General features: G+C 72.1%; 12 protein-coding genes. 8 read left to right on the forward strand and 4 right to left on the reverse strand.

The annotated features are described in order from the left end of the window. Positions 1-30: 30 nt before the first annotated feature. Together ACG04Q_RS12360 and ACG04Q_RS12365 are read left to right on the forward strand one after the other, a co-directional pair. Positions 31-1,959 (forward strand): propionate--CoA ligase, encoded by a 1,929-nt coding sequence (locus ACG04Q_RS12360; protein WP_394511225.1) that lies wholly within the window; start codon positions 31-33, stop codon positions 1,957-1,959. A gap of 46 nt (positions 1,960-2,005) precedes the next feature. Next, on the forward strand, positions 2,006-3,973 hold the full coding sequence (locus tag ACG04Q_RS12365) for a M3 family metallopeptidase (RefSeq protein WP_394511226.1): 1,968 nt from the start codon (positions 2,006-2,008) through the stop codon (positions 3,971-3,973). A 46-nt stretch (positions 3,974-4,019) separates the two neighbouring features. On the opposite strand, the gene ACG04Q_RS12370 is transcribed toward ACG04Q_RS12365, so the two are convergent. Together ACG04Q_RS12370 and argH are read right to left on the reverse strand one after the other, a co-directional pair. Then, positions 4,020-4,499, reverse strand: a complete 480-nt coding sequence (locus tag ACG04Q_RS12370) for a hemerythrin domain-containing protein (protein ID WP_394511227.1) — start codon at positions 4,497-4,499, stop codon at positions 4,020-4,022. A 44-nt stretch (positions 4,500-4,543) separates the two neighbouring features. Beyond that, a complete protein-coding gene (gene argH, locus ACG04Q_RS12375) occupies positions 4,544-5,941 on the reverse strand; it encodes an argininosuccinate lyase (protein ID WP_394511228.1) in 1,398 nt (465 codons plus the stop codon). A 71-nt stretch (positions 5,942-6,012) separates the two neighbouring features. Here argH and ACG04Q_RS12380 point away from each other — a divergent pair, with 71 nt between their 5' ends. The 5 genes from ACG04Q_RS12380 to ACG04Q_RS12400 all read left to right on the forward strand — a co-directional run bounded on the left by ACG04Q_RS12380 (position 6,013) and on the right by ACG04Q_RS12400 (position 11,868). Further along, complete coding sequence (locus ACG04Q_RS12380; RefSeq protein WP_394511229.1) at positions 6,013-7,122, forward strand: sensor histidine kinase; 1,110 nt, start codon at positions 6,013-6,015, stop codon at positions 7,120-7,122. Continuing rightward, on the forward strand, positions 7,119-7,940 hold the full coding sequence (locus tag ACG04Q_RS12385; protein ID WP_394511230.1) for a LytR/AlgR family response regulator transcription factor: 822 nt from the start codon (positions 7,119-7,121) through the stop codon (positions 7,938-7,940). The genes ACG04Q_RS12380 and ACG04Q_RS12385 overlap by 4 nt, the downstream gene beginning before the upstream one ends. 207 nt (positions 7,941-8,147) lie before the next feature. Continuing rightward, the gene (locus tag ACG04Q_RS12390; RefSeq protein ID WP_394511231.1) at positions 8,148-9,404 is read left to right on the forward strand and encodes a hypothetical protein; all 1,257 of its coding nucleotides are present in this window, start codon (positions 8,148-8,150) and stop codon (positions 9,402-9,404) included. 43 nt (positions 9,405-9,447) lie between these two features. After that, on the forward strand, positions 9,448-10,623 hold the full coding sequence (locus ACG04Q_RS12395; protein ID WP_394511232.1) for a hypothetical protein: 1,176 nt from the start codon (positions 9,448-9,450) through the stop codon (positions 10,621-10,623). Positions 10,624-10,653: 30 nt separating this feature from the next. Further along, positions 10,654-11,868 carry a hypothetical protein gene (locus tag ACG04Q_RS12400; RefSeq protein WP_394511233.1) on the forward strand — a complete coding sequence of 405 codons (1,215 nt, stop codon included), beginning with the start codon at positions 10,654-10,656 and terminating at the stop codon, positions 11,866-11,868. Here the strand turns inward: ACG04Q_RS12400 and ACG04Q_RS12405 are convergent. After that, positions 11,853-12,656 (reverse strand): alpha/beta fold hydrolase, encoded by an 804-nt coding sequence (locus ACG04Q_RS12405; protein ID WP_394511234.1) that lies wholly within the window; start codon positions 12,654-12,656, stop codon positions 11,853-11,855. The genes ACG04Q_RS12400 and ACG04Q_RS12405 overlap by 16 nt on opposite strands. A gap of 151 nt (positions 12,657-12,807) precedes the next feature. Here ACG04Q_RS12405 and ACG04Q_RS12410 point away from each other — a divergent pair, with 151 nt between their 5' ends. Continuing rightward, positions 12,808-13,875 carry an outer membrane lipoprotein gene (locus ACG04Q_RS12410; RefSeq protein WP_394511235.1) on the forward strand — a complete coding sequence of 356 codons (1,068 nt, stop codon included), beginning with the start codon at positions 12,808-12,810 and terminating at the stop codon, positions 13,873-13,875. Between the two features lie 86 nt (positions 13,876-13,961). On the opposite strand, the gene ppc is transcribed toward ACG04Q_RS12410, so the two are convergent. Then, complete coding sequence (ppc, locus tag ACG04Q_RS12415; RefSeq protein ID WP_394511236.1) at positions 13,962-16,760, reverse strand: phosphoenolpyruvate carboxylase; 2,799 nt, start codon at positions 16,758-16,760, stop codon at positions 13,962-13,964. Positions 16,761-16,774: the final 14 nt, after the last annotated feature.

The raw sequence follows: 16,774 nt of genomic DNA on the forward strand, positions 1-16,774 counted from the left end.
TGTCACGCAACACGGGTCAGATTTCCGTCAGTGCCCGCGGCCCACACTGCATGCATGACTGCCACCCCCTACGCCGACTTCCACGCCCGCTCGCTGGCCGAGCGCGATGCCTTCTGGGCCGAGCAGGCTCGCCGCATCGACTGGCACGTGCCGCCCCAGCAGATCTGCGACACCAGCCGGCCGCCGTTCGCGCGCTGGTTCGTCGGCGGCACCACCAACCTGTGCCACAACGCGGTGGACCGGCATGCCGCCAGGCGGCCGGGCGATCCGGCGCTGATCTGGGTGTCCACCGAGACGGGCCAGGAGAAGGTCTACGGCTTTGCCGAGCTGCAGGCCGAGGTGGAAGCTTTTGCCGCGATGCTGCTGGCCCAGGGTGTGGGCGAGGGCGACCGTGTGCTGATCTACATGCCCATGATCCCCGAGGCCGCGTTCGCGATGCTGGCCTGCGCGCGCATCGGTGCCATTCATTCGGTGGTGTTCGGCGGCTTCGCCTCTAGCAGCCTGGCCAGCCGCATCGAGGACGCGACGCCAAAGCTGGTCATCAGCGCCGATGCCGGCAGCCGGGTTGGCAAGCGCATCGCCTACAAGCCCTTGCTGGACGAGGCCATCACGCTGTCCGCCCACAAGCCGGCCGCGGTGCTGATGGTGGACCGTGGCCTCGTGGCTTTCGAGCGCGTGGCGGGCCGCGACCTGGACTACGCCGAACTTCGCCGCCAGCACGCCGGCGCGCGCGTGCCCTGCGCCTGGCTGGAGTCCAACAGCATCAGCTACACGCTGTACACCAGCGGCACGACGGGCAAGCCGAAGGGCGTACAGCGCGATGTGGGCGGCTACGCGGTGGCGCTGGCCACCAGCATGGACTGGATCTTCGGCGGCAAGCCGGGCGAGACCTTCTTCTCCACCAGCGACATCGGCTGGGTGGTGGGCCACAGCTACATCGTCTACGGCCCGCTGATTGCCGGCATGGCCACGCTGATGTACGAGGGCACGCCCGTGAACCCCGACGCGGCCGTGTTGTGGCGCCTGGTGGAGCAGTACCGCGTGACGGTGATGTTCAGCGCGCCCACCGCGGTGCGTGTGCTCAAGAAGCACGATGCCGCGCTGCTGAAGCGCCACGACCTGTCGTCGCTGCGCGCGCTGTTCCTGGCCGGCGAGCCGCTGGACGAGCCGACGGCGCGCTGGATCGCCGAGGGTCTGGGTGTGCCCATCATCGACAACTACTGGCAGACCGAGACCGGCTGGCCGCTGCTGACGGTGGCCCACCACATTTCCGGCGTGCAGGCGGTGCCCACGCGCCTGGGCTCGCCCGGCGTGCCGATGTACGGCTACGACGTGAGGCTGCTGGACGAGCAGACCGGCGAGGAGCTGACCGCACCCAACCAGAAGGGCGTGCTGGCCATTGCGCACCCGCTGCCGCCCGGCGCGCTGCAGACGGTGTGGGGCGACGACGCGCGCTTCGTCAACACCTACTGGAAGAGCGTGCCCGGCCGCGAGGTGTACTCCACCTTCGACTGGGGGCTGCGCGACGCCGACGGCTACACCTTCATCCTGGGCCGCACGGACGACGTCATCAACGTGGCCGGCCACCGGCTGGGTACGCGCGAGATCGAGGAGTGCATCTCCGCGCACGCGGCCGTGGCCGAGGTGGCCGTCGTGGGCGTGGCGGATGCGCTGAAGGGCCAGGTGGCGCTGGCCTTCGCCGTGTTGCGCGACCCCGGCCTGGCGTCGCCGGCGCTGGAAGCCGAGGTGCTCAAGCATGTGGACGCGCGGCTGGGCGCGGTCGCGCGGCCGTCGCGCGTGCTGTTCGTCAGCGTGCTGCCCAAGACACGTTCCGGCAAGCTGCTGCGCCGCGCGCTGCAGGCCGTGGCCGAGGGCCGCGACCCCGGCGACCTGACGACGCTGGATGACCCCGGCGCGCTGGCGCAGGTGAGGGCCTTGTTGGGCATGTCCAACGGCTGAGCGCAGCGTGCGCGCCAGAATCGCGGCCTTCCCACAAGGAGAGGCCATGAAACCCGTGCTGATGACTCTGGCGGCGCTGTTGTGCGCTGCCGCGCAGGCGCAACCCAAGCTGCCCGCCCCGAATTTCCCCATCTTCGCGTCGACCACCGACGTGAAGTCCCGCTGCGACGCGGGCCTGAAGGGCGCGAAGCAGCGCGTGGCAGCTCTTGAGCGGCGCAAGGTGGACACCGGCTGGCTGGCCGCGCTGGACGACCTGACCGTCTACCTGGAAGACCACCAGTACCCCAACGACTTCGTGCTGAACGTCCACCCGGACAAGGCCATCCGCGACGCGGCCCAGGCCTGCTCGCTGCGCTGGGCCGATTTCGGCTCCAGCCTGGGCCAGAACGAGAAGCTCTACCGCGCGCTGCAGAAGGCGCCCAAGCAGGACGGTATCGACGCCGAGTTCGCGCGCCTGGCGTCCGGCCAGTTCGAGGACAGCGGCGTGGCGCTGCCGGGCCCGAAGCGTGCCCGCGCCAAGCAGATCCTGGACAAGCTGACCGAGCTGGACCAGCAGTTCAGCAAGAACATCCGCGACGCCGGCACGCGCGTCGCTTTCACCGAGGCCGAGCTGAAAGGCGTGCCCGCCAGCGTGTGGGAGAAGGCCAAGCGCGACGACCAGGGCCGCATCCTGCTGGGCGTGGACTACCCCAGCTACGTGCCCGTCATGCGCCTGGCCGAGAGCGGCGACGCGCGCCAGCGCATGTGGCTGGCCAAGACCAACGAGGGCGGCCAGGCCAACCTGGCGCTGCTGACCCAGATCGTCACGCTGCGCGGCGAGTACGCCAAGCTGTTCGGCTTCGACAACTACGTGGACTTCAACCTGCGCCGGCGCATGGCCAAGGACGGCGCGACGGCCACGAAGTTCCTCGACTCGGTGACCGGCGCCGTCAACGCGCGCGAGAAGACCGAACTGCAGGAGCTGCGCGCCGCCAAGGCCCAGCACCTGGGCACGCCGCTGGAACAGACCCGGGTCGAGCGCTGGGACGCCACGTTCTACAGCGAGCGCGTGAAGCTGCAGAAGTTCAGCGTCGACCAGAACGCCTTCCGCGCCTACTTCCCGCCGCAGGCCAGCCTGGAGTTCTCGATACGCATCATCGAGAAGCTGATGGGCGTGAAGTACACGCGCATCGAGAACAAGCTGTGGCATGACGAGGCGCAGACCTACGTCGTCAGCGACGCGGCGTCGGGCCAGCCCATCGCGCAGATGTACGTGGACCTGTACCCGCGCGAGGGCAAGTACAACCATGCCGCCGTGTGGCCGCTGCGCGGCAGCGCCACGCGCATCAACCGCACGCCGACGGCCGCGCTGGTCGTCAACTTCGACCGCAGCGGCCTGACGCTGGACGAGGTGGAAACGCTGCTGCACGAGCTGGGCCATGCGGTGCACGTGAACCTGTCCAAGACCCGCTACGCCGCCACGGCCGGCACGGCGGTGATGCACGACTTCGTCGAGGCGCCGTCGCAGATGCTGGAGGACTGGGTCTACGACAAGGACGTGCTGAAGCTGATGCAGGCCGTCTGCCCGACCTGCAAGCCCGTGCCCGACGCGATGGTGGAGCAGGCCCAGGCCGCCAAGCAGGACGGCAAGGGCGGCCAGTTCGGCCGCCAGCACCTGTACGCCAGCTACGACCTGACGCTGCACCAGCAAGCCAAGCCTGAGCCGCTGCCGTTGTGGGCCCGCATGGAAGGCGCCACGCCGCTGGGCCATGTGCAGGGCACGATGTTCCCGGCCGGCTTCGCGCACATCGCCGGTGGCTATGGCGCGGGCTACTACGGCTACCTGTGGAGCCTGGTGGTGGCGATGGACCTGCGCACCGCGTTCGCGGCCGACAAGCTCGGCGCCGACGTCGGCAAGCGCTACCGCGACGAGGTGCTGGGCCAGGGCGCGCAGAAACCGGCGCCGGAGCTGGTGAAGGCCTTCCTGGGGCGCGAGTCGAACTCGCAGGCGTTCTTCGAGTACCTGAAGAAATGAACAAGGGCCGCGCAAGCGGCCCTTTCTTCATGCGCGCGAGGTGGCGTCAGTGCCCGCAGCTGCTGCTGCCGCAGCCGGCGGCGCCAGCCTCGGCCGTGACCGCCTCGCGGCACTCGCCCGTCACCGGGTCGAAGCCCCGCTGCTCCATCGTGAACACCAGCGCCGCATCCATCATCTCGGCATGCTGCGGGAACCAGCCCGCCAGCTCGGTGCGCAGGATGTTCAGCGGCTCGCGGTCGTTCAGCTCGGTCGCGTAGCGCAGCGCCTCGCGCATCACGTTCAGCACCATCGCGTGCTGGCTGCTGTGGCAGTTCTGCGGCTCGAAGCCGCAGCGCGCCATCCAGTCCTCCTCCATCGCGAAGTGGGCCTCGGTGTGGGCCAGCAGCGCGTGGTAGGCGGGCAGGGCGTCTACCTTGGCGTCCAGCGCGTCGCCGAAGGCGTTCAGGTGCTCGACGAACTCCTGGTGGGTGGTGTCCAGCGAGGGCTGGTTGAGGACGAGGTTGTCGGTCCAGGCGAGGGTGGTCATGCGGGAATGCTAGTCAGGCGTTGTCGTGGCGGCGTTGAGCCAGCTCAAGCAAGGCGAGCGCGGTGGCGGGCCACCTGGGCTCGTACCTGCGTCGGTGCCGTGCCGCCCAGCACGTTGCGGGCGTTCAGCGAGCCTTCCAGCGACAGCACGTCGAACACATCGGCCTCGATGCGGTCGTCGAAGGCCTTCAGCGCGTCCAGCGACAGTGCGGCCAGGTCCACACCCTGGGCCGTGGCCGTCTTCACGGCGTGGGCGACGACTTCGTGCGCGTCGCGGAAGGCCACGCCCTTCTTGACGAGGTAGTCGGCCAGGTCGGTGGCCGTGGCGTGGCCCTTCAGCGCGGCGACGCGCATGGCCTCGGGCTTGGCCGTCAGACCGGCCAGCATGTCGGCAAAGATGCGCAGCGTGTCCTTCAAGGTGTCCACCGTGTCGAACAGCGGCTCCTTGTCTTCCTGGTTGTCCTTGTTGTAGGCCAGCGGCTGGCCCTTCATCAGCGTGACCAGGCCGACGAGGTGGCCCACCACGCGGCCGGTCTTGCCGCGCGCCAGCTCGGGCACGTCGGGGTTCTTCTTCTGCGGCATGATGCTCGACCCGGTGCAGAACGCATCGGGCAGCGCGATGAAGCCGAAGTTCTGGCTCATCCACAGGATCAGCTCCTCGGACAGCCGCGAGATGTGGATCATCACCAGCGACGCGGCGGCCGAGAACTCGATCGCGAAGTCGCGGTCGCTGACCGCATCCAGGCTGTTCTGGCACACGCCCTCCATGCCCAGCGTGCGGGCCACGCGCTCCCGGTCCAGCGGGTAGCTGGTGCCTGCCAGCGCGGCGGCGCCCAGCGGCAGGCGGTTCACGCGGCGGCGGGTGTCGAGCATGCGCTCGGCGTCGCGGGCGAACATCTCCACGTAGGCCAGCAGGTGGTGGCCGAAGGCGACCGGCTGGGCCACCTGCAGGTGCGTGAAGCCGGGCAGGATGGTGTCGGCGTACTGCTCGGCCTTGTCCACCAGCACGCGCTGCAGCTGCGTCAGCAGGCCCGTGATGTCGTCAATCTCGCCGCGCAGCCACAGCCGCACGTCGGTGGCGACCTGGTCGTTGCGGCTGCGGCCGGTGTGCAGCCGCTTGCCGGCAATGCCCACGCGCTCCGTCAGGCGGGCCTCGATGTTGAGGTGCACGTCTTCCAGGTCCAGCTTCCAGTCGAACTGGCCGGCCTCGATCTCGGCGGCGATCTCGCCCAGGCCGCGCTGGATGGCCGCGTGGTCCTCGGCGCTCAGGATGCCCTGGGCCGCCAGCATCTCCGCGTGCGCCAGGCTGCCGGCGATGTCGGCGCGCCACAGGCGCTTGTCGAAGCCCACGCTGGCCGTGTAGCGCTTCACCAGGTCGCTCATGGGTTCGGAAAACAGGGCGGACCAGGCTTGGGACTTGTTGGCGAGTTGGTTGTCGGACATGGGGCGGGGCATCGGAAATCCGCGCGCACAATCGCGCGCAGCCCGGCATTATCGAACGCGCATCCCCGCCCATGCCTCTGTCCTTCTTCAAGCGCCGGCACGCCGCGGCGAGACACAGCTCCTGGCAGGACTCGCTGCACGTCAGCCAGTGGGTGGGCTTTGCCAACACCGAGCTGCCGCCGCTGGCCTCCGCGCCGCTGCTGGACCCGACCCGCGCCTTCGACGTCTGCCACGTGGGCCTGGTGCTGCGCGCCGTGCTGGGCGTGCAGCTGCTGCTGGCGCTGGGCACGGCGCTGGTGGCGCGCGACGCCGCGCAGTGGCTGCAGCTGGCCGCCAACGGCACCTTCGTCACGATGTTCGCGACGCTGTCCTGGCTGGTCATCGTCTGCGCCGCCAAGCGGCTGTGGCCGCGGCTGCCTGAGCCGGCGCAGTGGGGCGTGCTGATGGCGCTGGGCGCCGCGGCGGCCGCGCTGGGGTTCGCGCTGTTGAGCTTTACCGACACCGAGCCCGCCGGCGCCTGGCGCTGGGGCAGCGTGGCGGCGGCCGGCGGCAGCGGCGCGGCGCTGCTGCTGGCCTGGCTGAAGCTGCGCGAGCACAGCCAGCGCCCGGCCGACGCGCTGGCGCAGCTGGTGGAGCTGCAGTCACGCATACGGCCGCACTTCCTGTTCAACACGCTGAACAGCGCCATCGCGCTGGTGCAGATCGACCCGGCCCGCGCCGAGGGCGTGCTGGAAGACTTGGCCGAGCTGTTCCGCGTCGCGCTGGCCGACGCCACCGCCTCCGTTACGCTGGCCGAGGAGGTGGAGCTGGCGCGGCGCTACCTGGACATCGAGCAGATCCGCTTCGGCGAGCGGCTGCGCGTGACCTGGCATGTGGACCCGGCCACCCGCCACGCCCGCCTGCCGCCGCTGCTGCTGCAGCCGCTGGTGGAGAACGCGGTGCGCCACGGCGTGGAGCCCAATGACGACGGCGGCGACCTGGAGGTGACGACGGTGAAGCGCGGCGACGAGGTGGAGATCCGCATCGTCAACAGCGTCGGCGCGCCGGCCCGTACCATCGGCCACGGCTTGGCGCTGCGCAACGTGCGCCAGCGGCTCAAGCTCATGCACGATGTTGCAGCTCGTTTCGATGTCGAAGCCACCGAACACCGCTTCGCGCTGCGTATCCTCCTGCCGCTATGACGTCCCTGCGCACCCTCATCGTCGACGACGAACCGCTGGCGCGGCTGCGCCTGCGCGGCCTCGTGGAGGCCATCACAGAACCCCGCTGCGAGGTGGTGGCCGAAGCCGCCACCGGTTCGCAGGCCGCCGCCTGGCTGCGCGACCATGGCTGCGACCTCGTGCTGCTGGACGTGCAGATGCCCGGCATCGACGGCCTGCAGTTCGCCGACACGCTGACCGGGCGCGCCGCCGCCGGGCAGCCGGTGCCGCTCATCGTGTTCGTCACCGCGCACGCGATGCACGCACTGCGCGCGTTCGAGCTGGAGGCGGTGGACTACCTCACCAAGCCCGTGCGCCGGGAGCGGCTGCAGGCGGCGCTGGCCCGTGTGTACCAGCGCCTGACCGAGCGCGCCGCCGTGCAGGCCCAGCTGCCGCCGGACGCGCCGGTCACCACCGACGCGGACTTCATCACCATCACCGACCGCGGCCGGCTCAAGCGCGTGCCGGTGTCGGAGGTGCTGTACTTCAAGGCCGAGCTCAAGTACGTGACGCTGCGCACCGCCAGCGAAAGCCATGTGATGGACGGCGCGCTGTCCGACCTGGAGCAGCGCCACGGCGACCGCTTCCTGCGCATCCACCGCAACGCGCTGGTGGCCCGCTGGGCCGTGCGCGAGCTGGAGCGCCACGCGCCGACGAACTTCGGCGAGCTGGACGACGGCGGCGGAGGCGAGTCGGCCGACAGCTGGGCCGTGCGCATCGTGCATGTGGACGAATGGCTGGCCGTGTCGCGCCGCCAGGTGGCCGCGGTGCGGGAGGCGCTGGCCGGGCAGGGGCGCTGAGCCGGCAGGCGCCGGCATCGGGCCTGCCCACGGTCGTATTCACGCCGGCAGGCCGCCGTGGCTTGCCTATGCTGCGGCGCCATGACCGCCCACTTCAGCCTGGCCTGACCGAGCATGCGCCGCAGAGTTCTCGCCGGTGTGCTGGCCCTTTGCGTCGCGGCGGGCGCCGGATGGCACGCGCGTCGCTCGTCGTCGGCGCCGGCCTCCGTGACTGCCAATGGCGTTGCCGCCGCGGCGCCCATGGCTGCCGCGGCGGGTGACGCCGTGCCGCCGGCCGCCCGCGCGCCGTCACCGGGCGCGAGCGTCGCCACCCCGGCCCTGCCGGACGACGGGCGGACCGAGCTGGCCCGGCGCATGAAGGCCGACTGGTGCGGCTTCGGCGCCGCTGAAGCGGCGCGGCAGACGGCGTCGGTGCATGCCCGCGCCACGGAACAGCGCGGCAGCGTCGACATGCAGGCGCTGGACGAGGAGCGGCAGACGGTGGGCGGCGAGGTGATGGCCGAGGCCGTGGCCGACGCGCGGCGCCGCTGGATGCAGGCGCTGGCCCGGCGCGGCGACGAGCGCTCGCTGGCGATGGCCGACTACCTGGGCGGTGATGACGATGACGACGCCGCTTCGGCCAGCGCCGCCCGGGCCCGCCTGCAGGCGCGGGCGCGCCGGTCGACCGACCCGATGGTGACGGCGCTGGCACTGCAGCGCGGCTGCGCGCCGGGGGCATGCCTCAACGTGGAGGCGGCGCAGTGGTCGCGGCTGGAGCCCGGCAACCTCGACGCGTGGCTGGCGCTGGCCAATGCCGGCGGCGCGCAGCCGTCGCAGGCCGCCTACGCGCTGGATCGCCTGGCGCAGGAGGCCCGTTACTCGCGCAGCTACCAGCGCGAGTTGTATGCCGCATTGGTCGACCTGCCGCAGACACACACGCCCGGGCTGGCGAGCGAGGCCGAGACCCGGCTCGCGGTCAGCGTGATTTCGCGCTGGCCGTTGTTCCCCATGCGGCCGCTGCTGGACCAGTGCCGCAGCGCCGTGGCGAACGCGGGGACCCTGGCCCGCTGCGAAGCGGTGGCCCGGCTGATGGTGCAGCACGACAGCTGGATTCAGCGCGCGCTGGGGCTGGCGATGGCGCGGGCCGTCGTCGCCGCGCGGCCGGACCGGCGGCCGGCGTGGGAGGCGACAGCCCAGGCCTACGAGGCCGTGCAGGAATGGGCACGTAGCGAGTCGGAGCGTCTCTTGAATGACGCGGAGACCGCTGGCCCGCGAGCGTCGCCCTGCGCGGACACGGCAGAGGCGCGCCGCATGCTGCACGACACGGTGATGGCCAGCGAGTGGGAGCGCCGGCGCGAAGGCATGGACCGCTCCGGCCTCAGCGAAGCCGCGCTGGCAGCGCGCTGGCGCCAGCGCGAGGGCCGCAGCGTGCTGGACCCGATGCCGGCAACGCGGCCGGCGTCAGCGCCGGTGCCAGGCCGGTGATGGCGGCGCAAGGACGGCGGCCGATGCCGAGCATGGAGCGGACATGAAGAGCAGCAGGCGGCGGTGGTTGGTGTGGGGCGGCGCGCTTGCCCTGCTGCTGGCCGGTGGCGGGTGGCTGGGCAGGCAGGGCTGGCTGCCTGGCGAGACCGCGGCGGGCCGCGCCGTTGCCGGGGCGGCCCCGGGCCACGCGCGACTCGCTGCCGACGCGCCCGCCAGCGCCGCGCTCCGGGGGAAGGCCAGCCCGGCGGGTGACAGCGTGGCGGCGAGCGCGCCCGCAGGCACCGATGACGACGCCATCCCGCCGGAAGGCCTGGAGGTCTGCGGCGTGCGCCGGGTCAGCGCCGACGAGCTGCGGCGCTGGAAGGCCGACCCGGCGCGCGGCCGCGCCGAAGCCGACAAGGTGTCCGAGCAGATGCAGCGGGTGGGCGACGCCGCCCTGGCACGGCTCGCCGCACGGCTGGCGGCGGGTGATGAGCGCCAGCAGGTCGCTGCGCGGCTGCTGATGCAGGACCGGGATGGCGCCGCGCTGCTGGCCGCGCGCAGCAGCGATGCGCTGGCCTACCAGATGGCCTTGACGGCCTGCGGCGGGCCCGGGGGCGACACGCCCCACTGCGCGCGCCTGACGCCGCAGCGCTGGGCGGCGCTGGACCCGTCGGACGCGCGGCCGTGGCTGCGCCTGATGGCGGCGGCCCAGCAGCGCCAGGACGCGGCCGGCGTGGCCGCCGCGCTGGCCGAGGCGGCGGCGCGGCCTGCGTTGTCGCGCGGGCAGTTCCTGCTGGAGCGGCAGGCTGTCGCGGTGGCCGGCGCCGTGCCGGATGCCGCAGCCATCGGCAACGCGTTGGTTGCCATCATCGGCATGGACGCCGCGATGCCTGGGTTCGACCTGGGCGCGCCGCTCAGGGCCTGCCGCGGCGACGCGCTGCGCGACACGACGCGGCTGGCGCAATGCCGGGCGTTGGCGCGCCAGGTGCTCGCGAACGCGACCGACCTGGGCGAGGCCACGGTCGCGCAGGAGCTGGCGGACCGCGTGGGTGTGCCCCGCGAGCAGCAGGCCCATGACGCCGCGACGCTGAAGGCCGCGCAGGACCGCTACTTGGAGCGGGCGTTGACGGACATCGGCAGCGACTGTGCAGCGATGCAGCGCCTGAAGCGGCTGTCGACCGAGCGGGTCGCGACGGGCGAGCTGGGCATGGCGCTGTCGCTGCTGCCGGCGCGATGAGCGATGCTGCGGGTGATGGACAGCGACGTCATGCAGACCAGGACCGCACGGCACAGGCGCTGGCGATGGGCGGCCGCCATCGTGCTGCTGCTGTCGGCGACGGGCGGCTGGCGGTGGTGGGCCGCCGGCGGTGAGCCCGACCCGGCTGACGCGGCCGGCCAGGCGGCCAGTGCAGCAGCAGGGGAGGCCGGCGCCAGCGGCCGCGCGCTTGCCGGCACGGCGGCGTCTGCGGCCTCCGGCGTGGCGGCGGCCCCGGCCGGCGCCGTGGTGAACCTGGCGCTGGGCGCCGAGACCGTTGCAGTGCCGGCCGACGGGTTCACGTTCTGCGGCGCGCGGCGCGTGTCGGTGGACGAACTGAAGCGCTGGGCGGCCGACCGCACGCGCGGCCGCGACGAGGCCCGGCGTCTCGAAGCGCAGATGCAGGTGGCCGGCAAGGCCGGGCTGGTGAGGGCGTCGGCGCGGCTGGCCATGGGCAGCGAGCGCCAGCAGGTGGCCGCGCGGCTGCTGATGCGCGACCAGGAGGGAGCCGCTGCGCTGGCCGAACGCAGCCTGGACGTGCAGGCTTACCAGATGGCGCTGTCTGCCTGCCGCGGCATGGGCGGCAGCGGCGCGGGGCCGGCGTGCGCGCGTCTGAGCATTCAGCGCTGGGCCGAGCTGGACCCGACGGACGCGCGGCCATGGCTGCGGTTGATGCGCGAGGCCCACCTGCGCCAGGACGCGGCCGGTGTGGCCGCGGCGCTGGCGGAGGCGGCGTCACGGCCACGCTGGTCGCGCGCGTCGTCGCTGCTGGAGGGCCAGCTGCTGGCGGTGGCCGACGCGGTGCCGGACGCGGGCGAGCTGGGCAATGCGCTGGTGCAGGCCATCGGCTTCGATGCGGCGATGGATGACACCTGGGACGTGCTGGTGCTGTCGAGCCGGGCGTGCAAGGGCGAGGCCTTGCGCGACGCGAACCGCGCGGCCCACTGCCGCGCATTGGCGCCGCGCATCCTGGCCCAGACCTATGACCTCGGCGAAGCCCGGGCCGCGCAGGCCTTGGCCGACCGTGTGGGCGTGCCTCGCGAGCAGCAGGCGCACGATGCGGCGACGCTGCAGGCGGCAGAAGCGCAACGCGCACAGGAGATGCCGGACGTGAACCCGACCTGCGAATCGCTGCAGGCCCTGCGGCAGTTCTCTGCCGCGCGCGTCGCCTCGGGCGACCTGGGCGTGGCGTTGGCGGCGCTGCGGCCCGGTCAGCCGGCGCGCTGAAGCAGCAATTTGCGCAGGTGCTCGACGATGAGCGGGTTGACGCGCTCCGCCTCGGCGATGGGCGCCATGTGGCCGGCGCCTTCCAGCATCAGCAGTTCCACGCGCGGCAGTCGGGTGACCAGCGTCTGCGCAACGCGCTTGGCGCTGGCGCGTGTGGCGCTGCCGCAGATCAGTCGCACCGGCATGCGCAGCGTGTCCAGTTCGGCGTCGCTCCAGCGCGCGTCGCCCAGCGCCTCGAAGTGTCGGCGGATGGTGGGCATGGGCTCGGCCAGGCGGGCGCGCTGGCCCTCGTCCAGCTCGGGCCAGACGTCGCGGCCCTGCCAGTAGCCGACGAAGCCGCGCGCGGCCTGGTCCAGGTCGCCACGGTCCAGCGCGGCGGCCACGTCCGCGGCCACCTGCTGGGCTTCCCGCCACTCGGGCAGGTTCTCGCCCAGCGCCGGCAGCACGCCGAAGGCGACGGGCTCGTACAGCGTCAGCGCGCGCACGCGCTGCGGGTGCAGCAGCGCGAGCTGCAGCGCCGTGGCGCCGCCGTAGCTGTGGCCCACGAGGTGCAGCGGCTGGTCCGGCGGCAGGTTCAGGCCCGCGAGCACGTCGTTGGCCTCGATGCGCAGGTCGCCGCGCTGGCCGTCGGGCCAGCCGGCGCGGCCGCCATGGCCGATCAGGTCGGGCGTGTGCCAGCGCCCGGGCAGGCCGGCAGCGCCGGCGTCGGCCTGCAGGCGGCGCCATTGCTTGCCGCCGGCGCCGCTGGAGTGCAGGCAGACGATGGGCAGGGCGAAGGGGTTGATCATGGCGGTGGGGCGTTCAGGATGTCGGACCGGCATCGTACGGCGCGGCCTGGCCTGTAGGCCCGGGCCTACCGGCGCCCGGGCGGCGGGCCGATGCCGGCGCGGCGCGGGTGCGCCTAGGCTGAAGCACCTCAATCATCAACAGGAGCGCGCCATGACGCACGCCAATCGAGTTTCCGCGGCCGCGCTGGCCTGTGTGCTGCTGGCCGGTTCGCCCTGGGCGGTGGCCCCCGCCCAGGCGCAGCGCAGCACGCAGACGGCGGCACTGCGCGTGACGGGTTTCGACGTGGAGCAGGTGGACCGGCTGGAGCCGGGCGCCGAGCTGAACTTCACCGTGTGGGGCACGCCGGGCGCCGCGGTGATGCTGCAGATCGATGGCAGCCGCCGCCAGGTGCGGCTGGACGAGACGACGGCGGGCCGCTACCAGGGCAGCTACGTGGTGGGGCGCTCCGACCGCATCACGCAGGAGTCGCGCGTGCACGCCAACCTGCGCTCGGGCAACCGCGTGGCCACGGCCACGCTCGGTGAGGCGCTGCAGTCGGGCTGGCCGCTGCCGGGCGAGGCGGCGCTGCCGGAGATCCAGTCGCTGTCCGTCACGAGCGCACCCGGCCAGGGTCGCTCCGAGGCACTGCGGTACACGCTGCGCGGCACGCCGGGCGGTCAGGCGTCGGTGCAGCTGCAGGGCAGCCAGGCGCGCAACGTGGTGCTGGACGAGGTGCGCTCGGGCGAGTACGTCGGCACCTATGTGCTGCCGGCTGGGGCGTGGGTGGACACGCAGCAGCCGCTGGTGGCGCAGCTGCGCCTGGGTGACCGTTCCACGCAGACGCGCGTGGCCGAGGCCTACGCGGGCGTCAACCTGCGCGCCACCCGCGCCGGCTACGACGCCTGCGTCGACTGCGCCACCGTGCAGGCGATCAACGAGGTCGTCGTGGACGGCGAGGGCAAGGTGCTGGGCACCGTGGCCGGTGGTGTGCTGGGCGCGGTGGTGGGCAGCCAGTTCGGCAAGGGCGATGGCCGCACGGCGGCCGGCGTGGCCGGCGCCGTGGGCGGCGCGCTGCTGGGGCGCGAGATCCAGCGCCGCAACAACCAGCGCACGCAGTACGAGGTGGTGGTGCGCATGACCGACGGCGTGCAGCGCACGGTGGTCTATGCCGAGCGGCCCACCTTCCGCGTGGGTGACCGCGTGCGCGTGGCGGGGGACACGCTGGAGTTGCGCCGTTGAGCGTGAACGCCTGGGAGCCTGCGCGGTAGAGGCCACGCAGCCTCCCGACGGGCCGAGCATTGCGCCGTGCCCCGGGGGGCGACGGGTCAACCCGTGTTGCGCAGGCCGGCGGCGATGCCGTTGATGGACAGGTGGATGCCGCGCTGCACGCGCTCCATCGCCGGGTCGTCCTTGGCGATGTGGCGGTAGCGGCGCATCAGCTCGACCTGCAGGTGGTTCAGCGGGTCGATGTACGGGAAGCGGTGCTCGATGGAGCGGGCCAGCGAGGGGTTGGCCGCCAGCCGCTTGCTGTCACCAGTGATGAGACTGAGCATGGCCTGCGTGCGCTCGAACTCCTCCTTGATGGCAGAGAAGATGCGCTTGCCCAGCTTCTTGTCTTCCACCAGCTCGACATAGCGTTCGGCCAGCGCGAGGTCGGCCTTGGCGAGCACCATGTCCAGGTTGGACAGCAGCGCGCGGAAGAAGGGCCAGCCCTTGAGCATGCGCTTGAGCAGTGCGAGGTTCTTGGCGCGCTGGGCCGGCTCATCGCCGAGGAAAGCCTCCACGCCCGAGCCGAAGCCGCACCAGCCCGGCAGCGCCACGCGGGCCTGGCCCCACGAGAAGCCCCAGGGGATGGCACGCAGGTCTTCGATGGCGCGCGTGGCCTTGCGCGATGCGGGGCGCGAGCCGATGTTCAGCTCGGCGATCTCGCGGATGGGCGTGCTGGCGAAGAAGTAGTCGGCGAAGCCCGGCGTGCCGTAGACCAGCTTGCGGTAGGCGTCGAAGCTCGCGTCCGACAGCGCCTGCGCCGCCTGCAGGAAGCTCTTGGGCGCGCTCTGCGTGGGATGCAGCAGCGTGGCCTCCAGCGTGGCGGCGACCAGCGTCTCCAGGTTGCGCCGACCGATCTCGGGGTGGGCGTACTTGGAGGCGATGACTTCGCCCTGTTCGGTCAGGCGGATCTGGCCGTTCACGGTGCCCGGGGGCTGGGCCAGGATGGCCTGGTAGCTCGGGCCGCCGCCGCGGCCCACGGTGCCGCCGCGGCCGTGGAACAGGCGCAGCGTGATGGGGCCGACGCGCTTGAGCTCGTCGAACAGCTCGACGAGCGCGATCTCGGCGCGGTACAGCTCCCACGACGACGTGAACATGCCGCCGTCCTTGTTGCTGTCGGAGTAGCCCAGCATGATGTCCTGCTCGCCGCCCGAGCGGTCCACGAGGCCGCGCACGCCGGGCAGCGCGTAGAACTCGCGCATGATGTCCGGCGCGATGCGCAGGTCGCCGATGGTCTCGAACAGCGGGACGATGATGAGGTCGCTGGTCGCGTACTCGGACAGCACGCCGCGCAGCAGGCCCGTTTCCTTCAGCAGCAGCGCCACTTCCAGCAGGTCGCTGACCGATTCGGTGTGGCTGATGATGTAGTGGCGCAGCGCCTCGCGGCCGAAGCGGGCCAGCGCCTCGCGGGCGGCCTCGAAGGTGGCCAGTTCGAACTGGGTCTTGTCGGTGTAGCTGGCGCCGATGACGCGCAGCGGGCGGGCGTCGTTCAGCAGCTTCAGCAGCAGCGCGCGCTTGGCGGCTTCGTCCAGCGCGGAATAGTCGCTCTCGATGCGGGCGACGGTCAGCAGCTCGGCCAGCACCAGCTCGTGCTGGTCGCTGCTCTGGCGCAGGTCCAGCGTCGCGAGGTGGAAGCCGAACACCTGCACGGCGCGCATCAGCGGCGCCAGGCGCGGCGCGATCAGCGCCTCGGCGTGGTGGGTCTTGAGGGACGCCTCGATGATGCGCAGGTCGGCCAGCAGCTCGTCGGGCGTGCGGTAGGGGTCCTGCGGCGCGACGGCGTGGCGCAGCGCCTCGGTGCCGGTCAGCTCGTGCAGCGTGGCGGCCAGGCGGGCGTACATGCCGGTGAGTGCGCGGCGGTAGGGCTCGTCCAGGCGATGGGCGTTCTGGTCGGGGCTGCGTTCGGCCAGCGCCTGCATCTCGGGCGACACGCCGGTCAGGCGCAGCGAGATGGACAGCTCGGCGCCCAGCTCGTGCAGCTCGGTCAGGTAGTGGCGCAGCGCCACTTCGCTCTGGCGCTGCATCGCGCGGCGCAAAGTGGCAGCGCCGACGTTGGGGTTGCCGTCGCGGTCGCCACCGATCCAGTTGCCCATGCGCAGGAAGCTCGGCAGCTTGGCGCCGGGCAGATGCTCCTCCAGCTCGGCGTAGAGCTTGGGGATCTGGCGCAGGAAGGTCGAGTGGTAGTAGGACAGCGCGTTCTCGATCTCGTCGGCCACCGTCAGCTTGGAGTAGCGCAGCATGCGCGTCTGCCACAGCTGCGTGATGCGGGCGCGCAGCAGGCTCTCGGTCTCGCGCTGCTCGCGCTCGGTGCCGTCACGGTCGCGCTGCTCCAGCAGGCCGGCGACGGCGCGCTCGGCGTCCAGGATGCTCTTGCGCTGTACTTCGGTCGGGTGGGCCGTCAGCACCGGCGAGATGAAGCCGCGCTGCAGCACCTCGGCGATCTCGGTCGGGCGGATGCCGGCCTCGTGCAGATGCTCCAGGCAGTAGGCCAGCGAGCCGGGCTGCAGGCTGCCGGCGCGCTCGTGCACGTCGCGGCGGCGGATGTGGTGGCGATCCTCGGCAATGTTGGCCAGGTGCGAGAAATAGCTGAACGCGCGGATGACGCTGACGGCCTGATCGCCCGACAGGCTCTTCAACAGCTTGTCGAAGCGCTTTCCGGCTTCCTTGTCGTGCTTGTGGCGGTAGGCCACCGACAGCTGGCGCACACGCTCGATCAACTCGAAGGCTTCCCGGCCTTCCTGCTCGCGGATGACGTCGCCCAGCAGCCGCCCGAGCAGGCGGATATCGGCAACCAACGGCTCGTTTTTGTCCGTCTTCTTGTCGGCATCAGGGCGGGAAGCAGCGGCTCGTGAGGGCATGACGGGTCGTCCGA

The sequence above is a fragment of the Pelomonas lactea genome (genome assembly GCF_043555885.1).
GTDB classification, from domain to species: domain Bacteria; phylum Pseudomonadota; class Gammaproteobacteria; order Burkholderiales; family Burkholderiaceae_C; genus Pelomonas; species Pelomonas lactea.

Excerpts from the sequence above, each read along its gene's own strand:
- ppc (WP_394511236.1), bottom strand. The coding sequence starts at position 16,760 with ATGCCCTCACGAGCCGCTGCTTCCCGCCCTGATGCCGACAAGAAGACG.
- ACG04Q_RS12365 (WP_394511226.1), top strand. The coding sequence starts at position 2,006 with ATGAAACCCGTGCTGATGACTCTGGCGGCGCTGTTGTGCGCTGCCGCG.
- ACG04Q_RS12385 (WP_394511230.1), top strand. The coding sequence starts at position 7,119 with ATGACGTCCCTGCGCACCCTCATCGTCGACGACGAACCGCTGGCGCGG.
- argH (WP_394511228.1), bottom strand. The coding sequence starts at position 5,941 with ATGTCCGACAACCAACTCGCCAACAAGTCCCAAGCCTGGTCCGCCCTG.
- ACG04Q_RS12380 (WP_394511229.1), top strand. The coding sequence starts at position 6,013 with ATGCCTCTGTCCTTCTTCAAGCGCCGGCACGCCGCGGCGAGACACAGC.
- ACG04Q_RS12410 (WP_394511235.1), top strand. The coding sequence starts at position 12,808 with ATGACGCACGCCAATCGAGTTTCCGCGGCCGCGCTGGCCTGTGTGCTG.
- ACG04Q_RS12400 (WP_394511233.1), top strand. The coding sequence starts at position 10,654 with ATGCAGACCAGGACCGCACGGCACAGGCGCTGGCGATGGGCGGCCGCC.
- ACG04Q_RS12405 (WP_394511234.1), bottom strand. The coding sequence starts at position 12,656 with ATGATCAACCCCTTCGCCCTGCCCATCGTCTGCCTGCACTCCAGCGGC.
- ACG04Q_RS12370 (WP_394511227.1), bottom strand. The coding sequence starts at position 4,499 with ATGACCACCCTCGCCTGGACCGACAACCTCGTCCTCAACCAGCCCTCG.
- ACG04Q_RS12395 (WP_394511232.1), top strand. The coding sequence starts at position 9,448 with ATGAAGAGCAGCAGGCGGCGGTGGTTGGTGTGGGGCGGCGCGCTTGCC.